This is a genomic window from Streptomyces sp. MJM8645, assembly GCF_001625365.1.
Lineage (GTDB): Bacteria > Actinomycetota > Actinomycetes > Streptomycetales > Streptomycetaceae > Kitasatospora.
On sequence record NZ_LJJF01000001.1, the window covers coordinates 1,022,575 to 1,037,087 of the forward strand.

General features: G+C 73.8%; 11 protein-coding genes and 1 riboswitch. Of the genes, 5 read left to right on the plus strand and 6 right to left on the minus strand.

Annotated features, from left to right (window positions below):
* Positions 1-190 precede the first annotated feature (190 nt).
* Together A6F73_RS04070 and A6F73_RS04075 are read left to right on the plus strand one after the other, a co-directional pair.
* On the plus strand, positions 191-1,681 hold the full coding sequence (locus tag A6F73_RS04070) for an SDR family NAD(P)-dependent oxidoreductase (protein WP_244293580.1): 1,491 nt from the start codon (positions 191-193) through the stop codon (positions 1,679-1,681).
* A 39-nt stretch (positions 1,682-1,720) separates the two neighbouring features.
* Complete coding sequence (locus A6F73_RS04075; protein ID WP_063346495.1) at positions 1,721-2,173, plus strand: NUDIX domain-containing protein; 453 nt, start codon at positions 1,721-1,723, stop codon at positions 2,171-2,173.
* A gap of 58 nt (positions 2,174-2,231) precedes the next feature.
* On the opposite strand, the gene A6F73_RS04080 is transcribed toward A6F73_RS04075, so the two are convergent.
* The 3 genes from A6F73_RS04080 to A6F73_RS04090 are packed head-to-tail and all read right to left on the minus strand — an operon-like array spanning position 2,232 to position 5,706.
* Positions 2,232-4,472 carry an FtsX-like permease family protein gene (locus tag A6F73_RS04080; protein WP_063346496.1) on the minus strand — a complete coding sequence of 747 codons (2,241 nt, stop codon included), beginning with the start codon at positions 4,470-4,472 and terminating at the stop codon, positions 2,232-2,234.
* A complete protein-coding gene (locus A6F73_RS04085) occupies positions 4,469-5,185 on the minus strand; it encodes an ABC transporter ATP-binding protein (RefSeq protein ID WP_063346497.1) in 717 nt (238 codons plus the stop codon). The genes A6F73_RS04080 and A6F73_RS04085 overlap by 4 nt, the downstream gene beginning before the upstream one ends.
* Positions 5,182-5,706 (minus strand): PadR family transcriptional regulator, encoded by a 525-nt coding sequence (locus tag A6F73_RS04090; protein WP_063346498.1) that lies wholly within the window; start codon positions 5,704-5,706, stop codon positions 5,182-5,184. Before A6F73_RS04090 ends, A6F73_RS04085 begins: the two co-directional genes overlap by 4 nt.
* Positions 5,707-6,239: 533 nt before the next feature.
* Between A6F73_RS04090 and A6F73_RS04095 the strand changes: the two genes are divergently transcribed.
* On the plus strand, positions 6,240-6,908 hold the full coding sequence (locus A6F73_RS04095; protein ID WP_063346499.1) for a hypothetical protein: 669 nt from the start codon (positions 6,240-6,242) through the stop codon (positions 6,906-6,908).
* 48 nt (positions 6,909-6,956) lie between these two features.
* Here A6F73_RS04095 and A6F73_RS04100 read toward each other — a convergent pair whose 3' ends face one another.
* The 3 genes from A6F73_RS04100 to A6F73_RS04110 form a co-directional block, all read right to left on the minus strand.
* Entirely contained in the window at positions 6,957-7,634 is a 678-nt protein-coding gene (locus A6F73_RS04100; RefSeq protein ID WP_063346500.1) for a YoaK family protein, read from the minus strand.
* Between the two features lie 59 nt (positions 7,635-7,693).
* A complete protein-coding gene (locus A6F73_RS04105) occupies positions 7,694-8,428 on the minus strand; it encodes an MgtC/SapB family protein (protein WP_063346501.1) in 735 nt (244 codons plus the stop codon).
* 111 nt (positions 8,429-8,539) lie between these two features.
* Positions 8,540-10,180: an NRAMP family divalent metal transporter gene (locus tag A6F73_RS04110; RefSeq protein ID WP_347878561.1), complete on the minus strand. Its 1,641-nt coding sequence runs from the start codon at positions 10,178-10,180 to the stop codon at positions 8,540-8,542.
* A 368-nt stretch (positions 10,181-10,548) separates the two neighbouring features.
* Positions 10,549-10,726: riboswitch (M-box (ykoK) riboswitch) on the minus strand.
* 139 nt (positions 10,727-10,865) lie between these two features.
* Here A6F73_RS04110 and A6F73_RS04115 point away from each other — a divergent pair.
* Together A6F73_RS04115 and A6F73_RS43875 are read left to right on the plus strand one after the other, a co-directional pair.
* Positions 10,866-11,762 (plus strand): ABC transporter ATP-binding protein, encoded by an 897-nt coding sequence (locus A6F73_RS04115; RefSeq protein WP_063346503.1) that lies wholly within the window; start codon positions 10,866-10,868, stop codon positions 11,760-11,762.
* On the plus strand, positions 11,759-14,509 hold the full coding sequence (locus A6F73_RS43875; protein WP_063346504.1) for an FtsX-like permease family protein: 2,751 nt from the start codon (positions 11,759-11,761) through the stop codon (positions 14,507-14,509). Before A6F73_RS04115 ends, A6F73_RS43875 begins: the two co-directional genes overlap by 4 nt.
* Positions 14,510-14,513: the final 4 nt, after the last annotated feature.

Genomic DNA, 14,513 nt, shown 5'->3' on the forward strand with positions numbered 1-14,513 from the left:
GGGATCAAAAGCCAGTTCGAGGCCCATTGCTGGCACTGTGTACAAACCATGATCAATGCTCCGCGCGTAGACTTGGACGATCATCCAAGGCCGGCGGTTTTCGCCCCGGCCTGGGCCGCTCCCGTAGCATTCACGCGGTAACGGCGAGGCGAGCGGGAAGCGGCGACAGGCAATGACGGCGGGCGTGGACATCAAGCAGGACCAGAGCGACACGGACACCGGGGAGGAGATCGACTACGGTCCCGGCCTCGACCCCGAGCGGCTGCGGCTCTGCCTGGACGTGCTCGCCGAGCTCGACCAGCTGCACGTCGACCACCCGGACGCGATCACCGTGCGCCAGGCCGTCGGCGGCATATTCCGGACCCTCAAGCAGCGCCGCCGCCAGGAGACCCGGGCCCGCAAGACCGCCAACGACCGCGAGGTCACCGCGCGCACCGCCACCGGCGCCCCCACCCGGATCGACGACGAGACCGCCGGCGCCTTCGGCCTGACCACCGTCACCAGCACCGAGATCGCCGGCATCCTGGAGCGGCCCCGCTCCTGCTACACGTGCAAGCAGCGGTACGTCGAGGTCGACGCGTTCTACCACAACCTCTGCCAGGACTGCGCCGTCAAGAACCGGTCCCACCGGGACGCCCGCGCCGACCTCACCGGCAAGCGCGCGCTGCTCACCGGCGGCCGGGCCAAGATCGGCATGTACATCGCGCTGATGCTGCTGCGTGACGGCGCCCACACCACCATCACCACGCGCTTCCCCAACGACGCCATCCGCCGCTTCACCGCGATGCCGGACAGCGCCGAGTGGATCCACCGCCTCAAGGTCATCGGCATCGACCTGCGCGACCCGGCCCAGGTCATGGCGCTCGCCGACGAGGTCGCCGCCGACGGCCCGCTGGACATCCTGATCAACAACGCCGCGCAGACCGTGCGCCGCCCGCCGGAGTCCTACCGCGAGCTGCTCGCCGCCGAGTCCGCGCCGCTGCCGGCCGGCAAGCTGCCGCAGGCCACCACCATCGGCCGCTTCGGCAGCGGCAGCGTCGACCTTCCCGCCCTCCCCCACCAGGCGAGCGGCGACGCGCAGCGGATGGCCGCCGAGGACGTCACCTCGCTCGCGCTCGTCACCGGCTCCGCCACGCCCGCCCGGATCGAGGCCGGCACCGCGATCGACGCCGGCGGGCTGGTGCCCGACCTCGCGCCCACCAACAGCTGGGTGCAGACCGTCCAGGAGGTCGGCCCGGTCGAGCTGCTGGAGGTCCAACTCTGCAACTCCACCGCGCCGTTCATCCTGATCAGCCAGCTGCGCCCGGCGATGGCCGCCTCCGCCTCCCGCCGCAAGTACGTGGTCAACGTCTCCGCGATGGAGGGCGTGTTCCAGCGCGGCTACAAGGGCGCCGGCCACCCGCACACCAACATGGCCAAGGCCGCGCTCAACATGCTCACCCGCACCAGCGCGCACGAGATGTTCGAGACCGACGGCATCCTGATGACCGCCGTCGACACCGGCTGGATCACCGACGAGCGGCCGCACCCGGACAAGATGCGGCTGGCCGACGAGGGCTTCCACGCCCCGCTCGACCTGGTCGACGGCGCGGCCCGGGTGTACGACCCGATCGTCCGCGGCGAGCTCGGCGAGGACCTGTACGGCTGCTTCCTGAAGGACTACGAGCGCTCCAACTGGTAACCGGTCCCCCGCGAGGATCCCCGCGAAGGAGATGGCGAATTGACCACCGCACCGCTGCTCGGCGCAGGAATCATCGTGCCCACCGGGGACGGCCGGGTGCTGATCGGTCGGCGCACCACCGCCGGCGAGCCGCCCACCTGGAGCCTGCCCGGCGGAAAGGTCGATCCCGGCGAGTCCTTCGAGCAGACCGCGGCCCGCGAACTCGCCGAGGAGACCGGCATCGTGCTGCCCGCCGAGCAGATGCGGGTGCTCGCCCTCCTGCTCGACCACGAGCTCGGCCGGCCCCGGCTGACCGCCGCCGTGCTGGCGCCGCCGAGCCTGGCCGAGGCGGTCGTCACCGAGCCGCACGCCTGCGGCGGCTGGGAGCGCGTCGCGCTGGACGCGCTGCCGGAGCCGATGTTCTACCCGTCCTCGCTGGTCCTCGGCAGCTGGCTGCCGGAACGGCCGTCGGCGGTCCGGGCCGGAACGACCGGGTACCCCGTCACCCGCTGAGGGCGACGGGGTACGCCCGGGCGGCGACGGTCCAGCCCACCCGGGCGGCGGCGGGCCGTCAGCCGTTGCGGGCGGCCTCGGGGCCGGTGATCCGCTTCAGCAGCGGCAGCGTCGAGGCGATGATCCCGACCGAGGCCACCACACCGAGAGCGACGAAGCCGAAGTACACCGCGCCCGGCGACACCAGGTGGTAGTCCATCTGGGAGCTGAGGAACAGGGCCGAGGCGGCGAGGGCCGCGCCGATCGAGATCACCGCCACCGACAGCAGCGGCAGCACGCTCTCCAGCGCGATCACCCGCTGGAGCAGGCGCAGCGGCGAACCGGTGAGCCGCAGCATCGCGAACGGCCGCCTGCGGTCGGAGAGTCCGGCCACCACGCTGACCGCGAGGCTGCACCCGGCGATCGGGAGCGTGGTCAGCAGCACCACGTTCGCCAACTGCCGCCATCCGGCGAGCCGTTGCTGGCCTTCGGTGGCCCAGTCACCGACCGTGTGCGCGTCGTGGTCGGGCCACGCCGCGGTGAACACCGTCCGGACCTGCTCCTTCGCCGCCGTCGATCCGTCGGTCGTGGCGTAGAGCAGTTGGACCGGGAGCTTCGCGACCTCCTCCGCGGAGACCGGGACGGCGGGCCACTCGGCGTCCGGGTGCGAGGTGAGGTTGAGGAACTCGCGCGACGGGACGGCCGCCACGCTCGCCCCGGCCGCGCAGTGGCCGACCACCGGGACCTCGGCGAGGTCCGCGCAGGACACCAGGCCGGGGGTGAGGAGCGGAGCATCCGGGCGGGGACTGACCGGGATCTTCCCGAGGCCGGCCGGGTTGGTGTGGAGCACCGCGAGACCCCGCAGGCCCGGCACGGCCCGCGCCTGTGCCAGGACCTGCTCCGGCACCGCGTCCGTCAGTTGCCTGCCGTCCCGGTAGTCGCCCTGCACCACGGACGCGCGGGACGACTGGTCGCCGTCCAGCGAGCCGCGGTTGGCGTTGATCGTGCCGATGACGCAGACCGTCGACGTGGTGACGAACAGCGCCAGGATCAGGCCGCTGACCGCGCGGAATCCGGCCTTCGGGTCGTCCGCGAGCCGGCGCACCGCGATCAGCGTGGCCGGACGGCTGGTGCGGCGGGCGACCGCACGGGCGGCGACCATGGTCAGCCACGGCCCGGCGATCACCAGGCCGAGCATCACCAGCAGGAACCCGGGCAGGTAGGCCGCCGCCTGTCCGTTCCCGGTGGCCGGGCGGCGGCCGAGGAAGTACAGCAGCTCCGCGAGCCCGGCCAGCAGCGGGACCAGCCGCCAGGCCCGGGGCGGCCGCGGGGTGACCCGGCGGCTGACGCCCAACGGGGAGACGGTGACCCGGCGCAGCGCGAACCGGGCCGCCACCGCCGAGGCGAGCGGCACGGCCAGGACGGTGCCCAGCACCTGGAGGCCGGTCAGGCTCAGGTCGTCGAGGTGGAAGCGGCCGCCGGTGAAGGGCACGTCGGCCACCAGCGGGCGCAGCGCCAGGTAGAGGCCGAATCCGGCGGCCGTACCGGCCACCGCGGCGACGGTGGACTCGACCGCGGCGATCACCGAGATCTGCCGCGGGGTGGCACCGACCAGCCGCATCGCGGCGAACCGCTGCTCCCGGGTGGCGGCGGACAGGCGGGTCGCGGTGCCGATGAAGATCAGCACCGGGAAGATCATCGCACCGCCCACCACCGACAGGATGAGCGTCATCGCGTCACCCCGGATGCCCCGGCTCAGGCAGTCGCCGTTCCCGCACTCGGGCCGGGTGGTGGCGATGGTGGTGACGGCGACGGCGCGGGGCGCGGCCTCGACCTCGCCGACCGTCCGGCCGACGACCACGGCCAGCGTGTCCGGAGAGGGCATCGCCGAGTCGTTCAGGGTGCCGGCCATCCGGCCCGGGAAGCGGTCGCCCAGCTCGACGGCCGGGACGGTGCGCAGCAACGCGGCCAGCGCCGGGGAGGCGTAGTACTCGCCGGGGGCCGGCACCCGGTCGAGCCCCGGCGGGACGGGCGAGGTCGGCCCGGTCGCGGCGACGTCGATCTCGCGGATCTCCGAGCCGTCGTAGTAGTCGTTGTGGGGCTGCCACCACAGCGGGTCGACCTGCGCGCTCTCGGTCCGGCTCCGGGCCCCGGAGTCGAGCCAGACCTGGCGCTGGTTGGCGCGGTCGATCGCGTTCATGCTGGCGAGCGTGGACAGCAGCAGCCCGACCCCGATCGCCACCGCCGCCGCGATCATCAGCAGCCGGGCGAGCGCCTCCCGGCCGCCGCTGACCGCCAGCCGGAGCGAGAACCGGATCACGAGGCCACCGACCCGGCTCCGGCCCCGGCCCCGGCCCCGGCCCCGGCGGAGAGCGTGCGGGCCTGGCCGTCGCGGACGATCGCCTCGCGGTCGGCGTAGGCGGCGACCCGCGGCTCGTGGGTGACCAGGATGACGGTGGTGCCCTGCTCCCGGGCCGAGCCGACCATCAGTTCCATCACCTGCTCGCCGGTCAGCGAGTCCAGCGCGCCGGTCGGCTCGTCGGCGAACAGCACCTGCGGCCGGGCCACCAGGCCCCGGGCCAGCGCCACGCGCTGCGCCTGACCACCGGACAGTTCGCCGGAGCGGCGCCGCTCCATGCCGTCCAGGCCGAGCCGGGCGAACCACGGCCGGGCCTGCGCGAGAGCGTCCGCACGGCGCACGCCGTTCAGCAGCAGCGGCAGCGCCACGTTCTCCTCCGCCGTCAACTCCGGGACGAGCTGGCCGAACTGGAACACGAAGCCGAACTTGTCGCGGCGCAGGGCGCTGCGCCCCGCCTCGTTCAGGGTGTCCAGGCGCTGCCCGTTGAACAGCACCTCGCCCGCGTCGGGCACCAGGATGCCGGCCAGGCAGTGCAGTAACGTCGACTTTCCCGAGCCGCTCGGGCCCATGATAGCGAGCACCTCGCCGGCCTCGACGGACAGGCTCGCCCCGCGCAGGGCGGGGGTTTCACCGAAGGACAGGGCGACGTCGCGGGCCTCGATCACGGCGGTCATGAGCGCACCGCCTCGGCCAGCGCGTCCAGGCGGGCGGCGGTGAGGTCGATCCAGCGCAGGTCGGCGTCCAGGTGGAACAGGCCGTGGTCGGCGAGCAGGGCGTCCACCAGGGCGCCGGTGCGGCGCAGTTCGGTGAGTTCGCGCATCCGGCGCAGGTGGGCGGCGCGCTGGGTGTCCAGGTACTCCTCGGCGTCGCGGCCCAGCATCAGGGCCAGCACCACCTTGGTGAACAGCACGCTCTGCAGGTTGGGTTCGGGCGCGACCGGATCCCGGAGCCAGGTCTCGAACTCCGTCACCCCCGCGTCGGTGATCACGTAGCGCTTGCGTTCGGGTCCGTCGCCGGGCTCCGCCTCGCCCGCGACCACCTTGCCGTCCCGGGCCAGCCGGCCGAGGGTCGCGTACACCTGTCCGTACGGGAGGGGTTTGCCGCGGCCGAAGAGGGAGTCGTAGTCGCGCTTGAGGTCGTAGCCATGGCTCGGCTCCCGCTCCAGCAGCCCCAGCAGGGTCAAAGGAACACTCATGGGGGAGACCATACCCCACGCGTATACTCTGAGTGTATAGCTGGCGAGAATACGGCCCCTGCCTGCGGAAACCCCGTCAGAACCCGGGCGAGACCCGGGCGGAAGCCGGTCGGAACGCGGTCAGAGCGCGGTCAGAACACGGTCAGGGCCCGGGCGGAAACACCGTCACCCGGGTGCGGGCGGGCAGGAGGCAGCCCCACGCTCACCCCCTGCACCGCACCACGGCCCGGCACCCCCACGGTCAACCGGGCCAAGCCGTCCCCTGGCACGAAGGATGCGGCCGGACCCCAGCCTGCCCGCCCGCCCGGCCGCTGCCGAGGGCCGAACGTCCCGGGTGCGCGAAGGGGCGCCGGGCGGCCGCGCACCCGGGCGCGACCCGGAACGCGACCGGCGCGCGGCGGCGCCGTCCGCAGGTCCCGGTGGTACGAGCCCGCACGACTCTTGTGCGCGGGCGGCCACCGGGTGGAAATTGGGTGACGAAGCCTCACGACCTCACCACCGCGCCGCCCCAACCCCCCTGAGGAGCCGTCGACGTGTCCAGCACACCCCGCCCCGCCCGGCCTTCGTCGCGCCCGCCGCGAACCGGCCGCCGGCTGCGGCGGGCCTTCGGTGCCCGGCACGAACCGCTGGTCCGGCCCGTCGACCGGGCCCGCGCCCGCGCCTGGCTGCTGAGCGCCTTCGGGGCCCTGCTCGCCCTCGCCTTCGCCACCGGCAGCTCCCTGCTCGCCTACCACGCCACCGCACCCCAGGCCGACAGCGACCGCCTGCGCCTCCACAAGGTCGACGCCGTGGTGCTCACCCTCCCCGACCACGGCTCCGGCACGGGCACCGGCGCCGGAGGACGCTTCGGCGCCGGCTACAGCACCCGCGTCGACGCCGAGGCCTCCTGGACCTACCCCGACGGCCAGCCGCACACCGGTACCGTCCAGGCCCCCCGTACGGCTGTCACCGGCACCGTCGTCCCCGTCTGGGTCGACCCCGCCGGAGCCCTCTCCTCGCCCCCGACCAACCGCGCCGCCGTCGCCGTCTCCGCCGTCTGCACCGGCGCCGGCGCCCTCCTCGCCCTCCTGGCCCTGCTCACCCTCGCCCTGCGCCTTCGCCTGCACGTCCTCGACCGCCGCGCCGACGAGGCCTGGACCCAGGGCTGGGCCCGCCTCGAACCCCTCTGGAGCGGCCGCGCCGGCCACCGCCAGGACGACTGACCCCTGTGGACGAGCGGGAACCGGCGAGCAGCGGGACGCGGCGCCGGGTCAGAGCGGGTGGGTCCAGTCCGGGGCGGGGTGGGCTCCGGCGGCCCGGTGGGTGAGGGCCGCGACGGCGACGAGGAGAGCCAGGGCGAGGGTCAGGGCGATGGGGACGTCGGCCTGGCGGATGAGGAGGGCGCCGACGAGGGCGCCGACGAACATCCAGACGGCGGAGGCCAGACGGCGGGGGCCGGTGCGGTCGGCGGCGAGGGCCGTGATGGTCATGGTGAGCACCGTGGTGGTCAGGTCGGGGACCTTGAGGGAGCGGACCACCGCGTTCTGGCCGCCCATGGCGAAGGCCAGCAGTCCGATGAGGCCGTAGCGGGCCGGGTCGGAGGTGTAGCCGGCCACGGTGGCCAGGGCGATGCTCGCGGCGACGAACACCGTCTGGGCGACCACCGCTGTGGTCAGCAGCCGCCCGCGGTGGTCGGGCAGCCGTCGGGCGAGGTGGCCGCCGACCAGGGCGCCGAGTACGAAGGCGGCGAGGGCGCTCAGCGAGGCGGTGGCGGAGAGTCCGGCGGCACCGGCCAGGGCGAAGCCGAGGAAGACCACGTTGCCGGTCATGTTGGCGACGAAGACGTGGCCGAGCCGGAGGTAGCTGACGGCGTCCACCAGTCCGGTGACGACGGTGAGCACCAGCAGCATCGGCACCAGCGGCCCGTGCCTGGGGTCGGGGGTGAACATCGGGACCTCCTGGTCGGCCTCGTGACGGTGCCTCCGTTCTACCTCCCCCGGGCCGCGCCCTAGGCGAGCGCCGGGCGGCTCGGGTCGTCGGGTTCGTCGTCGAGGTGCCAGTGCAGGTCGCGGACGCCGGGTTCGAGGGAGAGCCTGCTGACGACCTGTTCGAGGGCCGGGGCGACCTGCCCGGTGATGGCCACCGTGGCGCGCAGGCTGGTGGCGTCGCCGCTGTCGGTGCGGCGGGCGCGCAGGCCGGTGGGGGCGAGGCCGGAGGCGGACAGGGCCTGGAGCAGCAGGGCCCGGATGTGGGTCTCGGCCTTGCGCTCGCATTCCAGGTGGACGGTGGCGCGGACGGTGGAGTCGGGGTCGCTGCCGGACTGCGGGGCCCGGTCGAGCATCCGGCCGGCCGGGCGCAGGATCAGGTGGACGGCGAGGACGCCGAGCGTGCCGAGGACGGCGAATTCGAGCTTCCCGGCGGCGGCGAGCACCCCGACGGCAGCCGAACACCACAGCGTGGCGGCGGTGTTGAGGCCGCGGACGCCGGCGCCGTCGCGCAGGATGACGCCACCGCCGAGGAAGCCGATGCCGGAGACGACGTAGGAGGCGACCCGGGTGGGGCTGGCGGCGTCGCCGACGGCCTCGCTGTACAGCACGAACAGGGTGGCGCCGGCGGCGACCAGGGCGTTGGTGCGCAGGCCGGCCATCCTGGCCCGCCACTGGCGTTCGACGCCGATGAGCGCGCCGCAGGCGACCCCGGTGGCGAGCCGGACGAGGAAGTCGGCGGTGGTCAGGGTGTGCACGACGGCACCTCCTTCACTGGGAGAGCTGGTAGAGCGGGGAGAGCGGGGAGACGGACGGACGGGTGGCGGGCCGCTGCCCACCACCCGTCCGTTCGGGCTGCGGTCTGCGGCTCAGTGGTTGAGCGCGGTCTGGACGATCTTGATGATGACCATCACCATCGCGACCAGCAGGTAGGCGCGCAGGGCGCCCATGCCGACCTTGCGGGCGGTGGACATGACCGGCTTGCCGAGAGTCTCCAGCGGGGGCATCCGCCATTCCTCGCGGCCGGTGCGGTCGATCGGGTCCTCCTTGGTCCCCCGACGGCCGAAGGTGAAGAAGTATCCGGCGACCAGGACGCCCGCCACGCCGCAGCCGGCCATGATCCACAGGATCGCCTGCGAGCTGATGTCGGGCCAGACCACGGCGGCGGTCAGGATCAGCGACAGCATCACCAGGACGCCGACCACGGCGGAGGTGAAGGCGTTGGTCTTGGGCCCGTTGACCCAGGGCCCCAGGACGGCCTTGTCGTTGCACAGCAGCAGCAGGAACACCGTCGCCGAGGGCAGCAGCACACCGGCCAGCACCTGGACGAACTGCGTCATCAGGCCCTGGGTGTAGCCGGTGGACAGCAGCGTGATCGCGGCCGCCGCGACCACCAGGCCCGCGTAGATCGCGTAGAAGCCCTTGGCGCCCTTGACACCCCGGTGCAGCGAGTGCCTGATGCCGAACACGTCGCCGATCGCGTAGGCGGTGGACAGCGACACGGCGAAGGCGCCGATGATCGAGGCGTCCAGCAGCGCGATGGCGAACAGCACACCCACCACGTGCCCGGCCTTGTCCTCAAGGCCCTTGGCGACGGCGGCCGCATCCGAGAACTGGCCGAAGCCGTCGGTGCCGGCGAAGGCCGCGGCGGTGAAGCCCATCATCGCGGCGGCGCCGATGATGACGATGGCGATCCCGATCCACAGGTCGACCTTCTCGTACTTCATGAACCGCGGCGTGATCCGCTTGTCGATGACGTACGACTGCTGGAAGAACAGCTGCCACGGGGCGACGGTGGTGCCCACGATGGAGACGATCACCAGCATCACGGCCGCCAGCTGGCCGGAGCCGCCCGGCATGCTCGGCACCGTGAAGTCGTGCGCCATCTGCGAGGTCTTCGGGTGGACCATGAAGTAGATCGGCACCAGCAGCAGCGAACCCACGCACAGCGTGACGGCGACGCGCTCGAAACGCCGGAACGAGCCGGTGAACGCCGAGGCGATGATCACCACCGCCGCCAGCACCACCGCGGCCACCTTCGGCAGCCCGAGGTATCCGGCCGCCAGGGTGACGCCGATGAACTCCGTGACCAGCGTCAGCGCGTTGAGCAGGAACAGGTCGATGACGCTGAACGCGCCCCAGAACTTCCCGAAGCGCTCCAGGATCAGCCGGGCGTGGCCGACACCGGTGACGGCGCCCAGTCGCAGCACCATCTCCTGGTTCACGTACAGCACCGGGACCAGCATCAGCAGCGTCCACAGCAACTGCGTGCCGTAGTTCTGCCCCGCCTGCCCGTACGTCGAGAACGCGCCCGCGTCGTTGTCGCCGACCATCACGATCAGGCCGGGGCCCACGATCGCCAGCAGGGTCTTGAGCCGCGCGGACAGGCCGTGGCGCGGCGTGGTGTCGTCGAGCCGGATGGTGCCGAGCGCACCCCTGATGTCGCCGACGTGGGCGTCGTCGAGCACGGCGGTGCGGGTGGTGGTGGTGGGGACCTTCGGGTCCAGCATCACGTTGGTCATGGCAGGGCCTCCCTGCCCCCTTCCTTGAGGGGGCGACAGGGGGCACGCAGCAGCGATCCTCCCTGCGAGCGCACGGCGTCGGACCGCACGGCGGCGCTGAGCGGCGGCGGCCGTGAGGGCATGACGGAGCGTCAGACGTTGTGCGTCGGGGCGCGGTTGAGCGCATGACGCAGCGTCAGGTGAACGCGCAGGGAAGGTTGTTACCGCGTGCCAGAGGTGATCGAGAGCATGCGGGGGTAGGGGCGACTATGGCCCGGACTATCGCAGTCCATGTCTCTCGCCTCCTCCCGGTCGGGGGTGCACCGTCTGTGCACCGCATCGCGACACGGCAAGGAGCGGACCAGCCCTACGGGACCGGCACACCCCAACTCGTCAGAGCTTTGGCACTCCACGGCGTGTCCAGCCCGGTCGGGCCGGAAGCCACTTCGGATCAACCCTTAGGTCGGGAAGATCTGTCCTAACCCTGGGCGTCTCTCGACGTCGTCGGATCAGTGGCCTGTGTCCGTGAAGAAGCCTCACCGAACGAGGTGCCTTCTTCAAACCTCGTCAAGCATAGACCCTCCCTTTCACCCGGATAGCGGCGTCTCGACCGAACTTCGACAGCTTTGTAGAAGCTTGACCAAACCCACCCCTCGACGTGCACCCCCATCCGGCATATATAGTTCACCGACATATGCAGCTCAACAGCTCACGAGGGGGAAGTGTGTCCCACAGCGATCCGACCCGATCCGCACCCGTCCTGCACCTGGCCAACGTCACCCGGGTGCACGGGCGGGGCGCCGCCGAGGTACACGCCCTGCGCGGCGTCGAACTGGCCGTCCACCCCGGCGAGTTCGTCGCCGTCATGGGCCCGTCCGGCTCCGGGAAGTCCACCCTGCTGACCCTGGCCGGCGGACTCGACGCGCCCAGCGAGGGCGAGATCCTGGTCGAGGGCGTGGCCCTCGGCGGCCTCAGCCGCGGCCGGCTCGCCGACCTTCGGCGGCGCTCCATCGGGTACGTCTTCCAGGACTACAACCTGATCCCCGCCCTCACCGCCGCCGAGAACATCTCGCTCCCCCGCGAACTCGACGGAGTCTCCGGACGCACCGCCCGCCGCGAGGCGCTCGCCGCCCTGGAGGAACTCGGCATCGGGGAACTCGCCGACCGCTTCCCCGACGACATGTCCGGCGGCCAGCAGCAGCGCGTCGCCATCGCCCGCGCGCTGATCGGCGAGCGCCGGCTCGTCCTCGCCGACGAACCGACCGGCGCCCTCGACTCCGCCACCGGCGAGGCCGTGCTCGCCGTGCTGCGCGCCCGCTGCGACGCCGGGGCCGCCGCGATGATGGTCACCCACGAGGCCGCGCACGCCAGTTGGGCGGACCGGGTGGTCCACCTGAAGGACGGCGCGGTCGACTCCGAGAGCCACGGGCGGCGCACCGGCAAGCGCCGACTGACCGGCGAGCCGCTCAGCGCCCCGGCCGACGGCTACGGCCACGCGGCCGACGGGGCCGGGCACTCGACCACCGGCACCGGCCACACGTCCGGCGACTTCGGCCACGCGGCCGGCGGCTTCGGCGAGGTGACCCGATGAGACTCGGCGCCTGGAAGGTCGCCCTGCGCATCGCCCGCCGCGACGCGCTGCGCGCCAAGGGCCGCAGCGCCCTGATCGTCGCCATGATCGCGCTGCCCGTCCTCGGCGTCACCGGCGCCGACGTCGTCCACCGCAGCGGGCAGCTCACCCCGGCCGAACGGGTCGAACGGGTGCTGGGCGGGGCGGACGCCCTGGTCACGTCGCTCGCCCCCGGCCGGACCGTCGAGCAGGCCCCGGTCGCCGAGGACGGCGCCTTCGCGGTCCAGCCCCGCCCCGGGCAGCCGCCCACGGCCGAGCAGCAGAAGGGCGCCGGCACCGACCCCGTCGCCCTGGTCACCGGGCTGCTGCCACCGGGCAGCGTGCTCACCTCCGCCCGGCAGGGCCCGGAGACCGGCGCGACCTCCCCCGAAGGCCTGGTCCGCGCCCTCACCACCGAGGCCGACCTCGCCGACCCGCTCTGGCACGGCCGGCTCGACCTGGTCGACGGCCACGCCCCGGGCAGCCCGCGCGAACTGGCCGCCACCCGGGCCTTCCTCGACAACTCCGGACTGGCCGTCGGCGGCACCACCACCTTTCCCGGCCTGGAGCGGACCACCTTCACCATCACCGGCGTCGTCGAGCACCCGGACGACCTCCGCCGGGTCGAACTCGTCGCCCAGCCGGGCACGTTGCTGAGCCAGCTCGCCGCCGCCACGCCTCCCGGCAACCCGGCCGCGGCAGCGCCGGAGCCCGAACGCGGCGCCTGGCTGGTCCGGCTCCCCGCCGGGGCCGCCCTGGACTGGGCCAAGGTCCAGGAGTTCAACGCCCACGGCTACACCCTCACCGCCCGCTCGGTCGCGCTCGCCCCGCCGCCGCGCGCCGCCGTCCCCTACTACCGGGACGCCTACCGCTCCTTCGGTCCCTCCGCCGACGACAACACCAAGGTCGTGGTGGCCACCGTCACCGGCATGGGCCTGCTGGAGGTCGCCCTGCTCGCCGGCCCCGCCTTCGCGGTCGGCGCCCGCCGCTCCCGCCGCCAGCTCGCGCTGCTCGGCGCCGCCGGCGGCCGGCGGACGCACGTCGGCGCGGTGGTGCTCGGCGGCGCCCTCGTCCTCGGCACGGCCGGGGCCGTGGTCGGCGTGGTCCTCGGCGGCGGCCTCGTCGCCGGGCTGCGCCCGTGGATCGAACGGGCCGGCGGCGCCCGCTTCGGGCACTTCGCCCTGCCGCCACTGGACCTGCTCGCGATCGGCGGGATCGGCCTGCTCACGGCGCTCCTCGCGGCCGCGCTGCCCGCCCGGCAGGCCGCCCGCAGCAGCGTCACCGCCGGACTCACCGGCCGGGACACCGTCCAGGCCCCGAACCGCTGGGTCACCGTGCTCGGTGTGCTGCTGCTCGCCGCCGGCGCCGCCCTGGCCCTGTACGGCGCGAGCGCGGTGCAACACGGCGGCGTGCCCGTCGTCAGCACCTACGACACCCGCACGCTGACCGTGCTCGGCGGCTCCGTCATCGCCGAACTCGGCCTGCTCGCCTGCACCCCCGCACTCGTCGCCCTGCTCGGCCGGCTCGCCAAGCGGCTGCCGCTCGGCCCCCGACTCGCCCTGCGCGACTCCGCCCGGCACCGCTCGCGCACCGCGCCGGCCGTCGCCGCCGTGATGGCCGCCGTGGCCGGGGCCGTCGCCATCGGCGTCTACAGCACCAGCACCGACGCCGAGAACCGCCGCGACTACCGGCCGCAGGCCCCGTACGGCGCCGTGCAACTCCTCTCCACCGCCGACGGACCGCAACTCGACGGCCTGCGCGCCGAGGTGGGCAAGCAGCTGACCGATCTGGGGCCGCGCGCCGACCTCGGCGAAGCGGTGTACCAGTTCTGCGCCAACTGCTCCAGCACCGTCCAGCTCAAGGGCACCGTGAACTGGCGCACCGCGTCCGGCCCGCCGCACCTGGCCTCCGGGGACGCCGCCATGCTCCGCACCCAGTTCGGCATCCACGACCCGGCCGCCGAACAGGCCCTGGCCGCCGGGAAGATCCTGGTCTTCGACCGCGCCTTCCTCGCCGGCGACGGCCGGGCGGTGCTCCAACTGCGCGGCAGCTCCGGCACGCCGCTCCAGCCCGGCGAGATCCCCAAGCCCGACCTCCAGGAAATCCCGGCCGACGCCGTCCTGGTCGAGAACCCGAACGCCGCCCGCTTCGCCCAGGGCCTGATCCTGCCCTCGGCGCTGCCCAAGCTCCTGCCCGGGCTCGCCGCGAGGCCCACCGGCGCGATCTGGGTGCCCGCCACCCCGCCCGACCGCAAGGCCCAGCAGCGCGCCGAGGCCGCCGTGGTCCGGCTCGACCGGGCCGCCCAGCTGGAGGTCGAGCGCGGCTTCCAGCCCCGCGGCGACGCCCTCACCCTGGCGCTCAGCGGCTTCGCCGGACTGGTCGTCCTCGGCGCCGCCGGCATCGCCACCGGCCTGGCCGCCGCCGACTCCCGCCAGGACCAGGCCACCCTGGCCGCCGTCGGCGCACCACCGCGGATCCGCCGCACCATGGCGGGGCTGCAGTGCGCGATGATCGCCCTGCTCGGGGCGCTGCTCGGGGCGGTCAACGGCTTCGTCCCCGCGGTGGGCCTGCTGAAGTCCCGGGCGAGCGGGTTCGGCGGCCACCCGGCCCTGATCACCGCCCCCTGGGGCCAGCTGCTGCTGGTCGTCCTGGTGCTCCCGGTGCTGGCGGGGCTGCTCGCCGCCCTGCTGACCCGCTCCCGCATCCCGATGGGGCGGCGGCTGTCCTGACCCC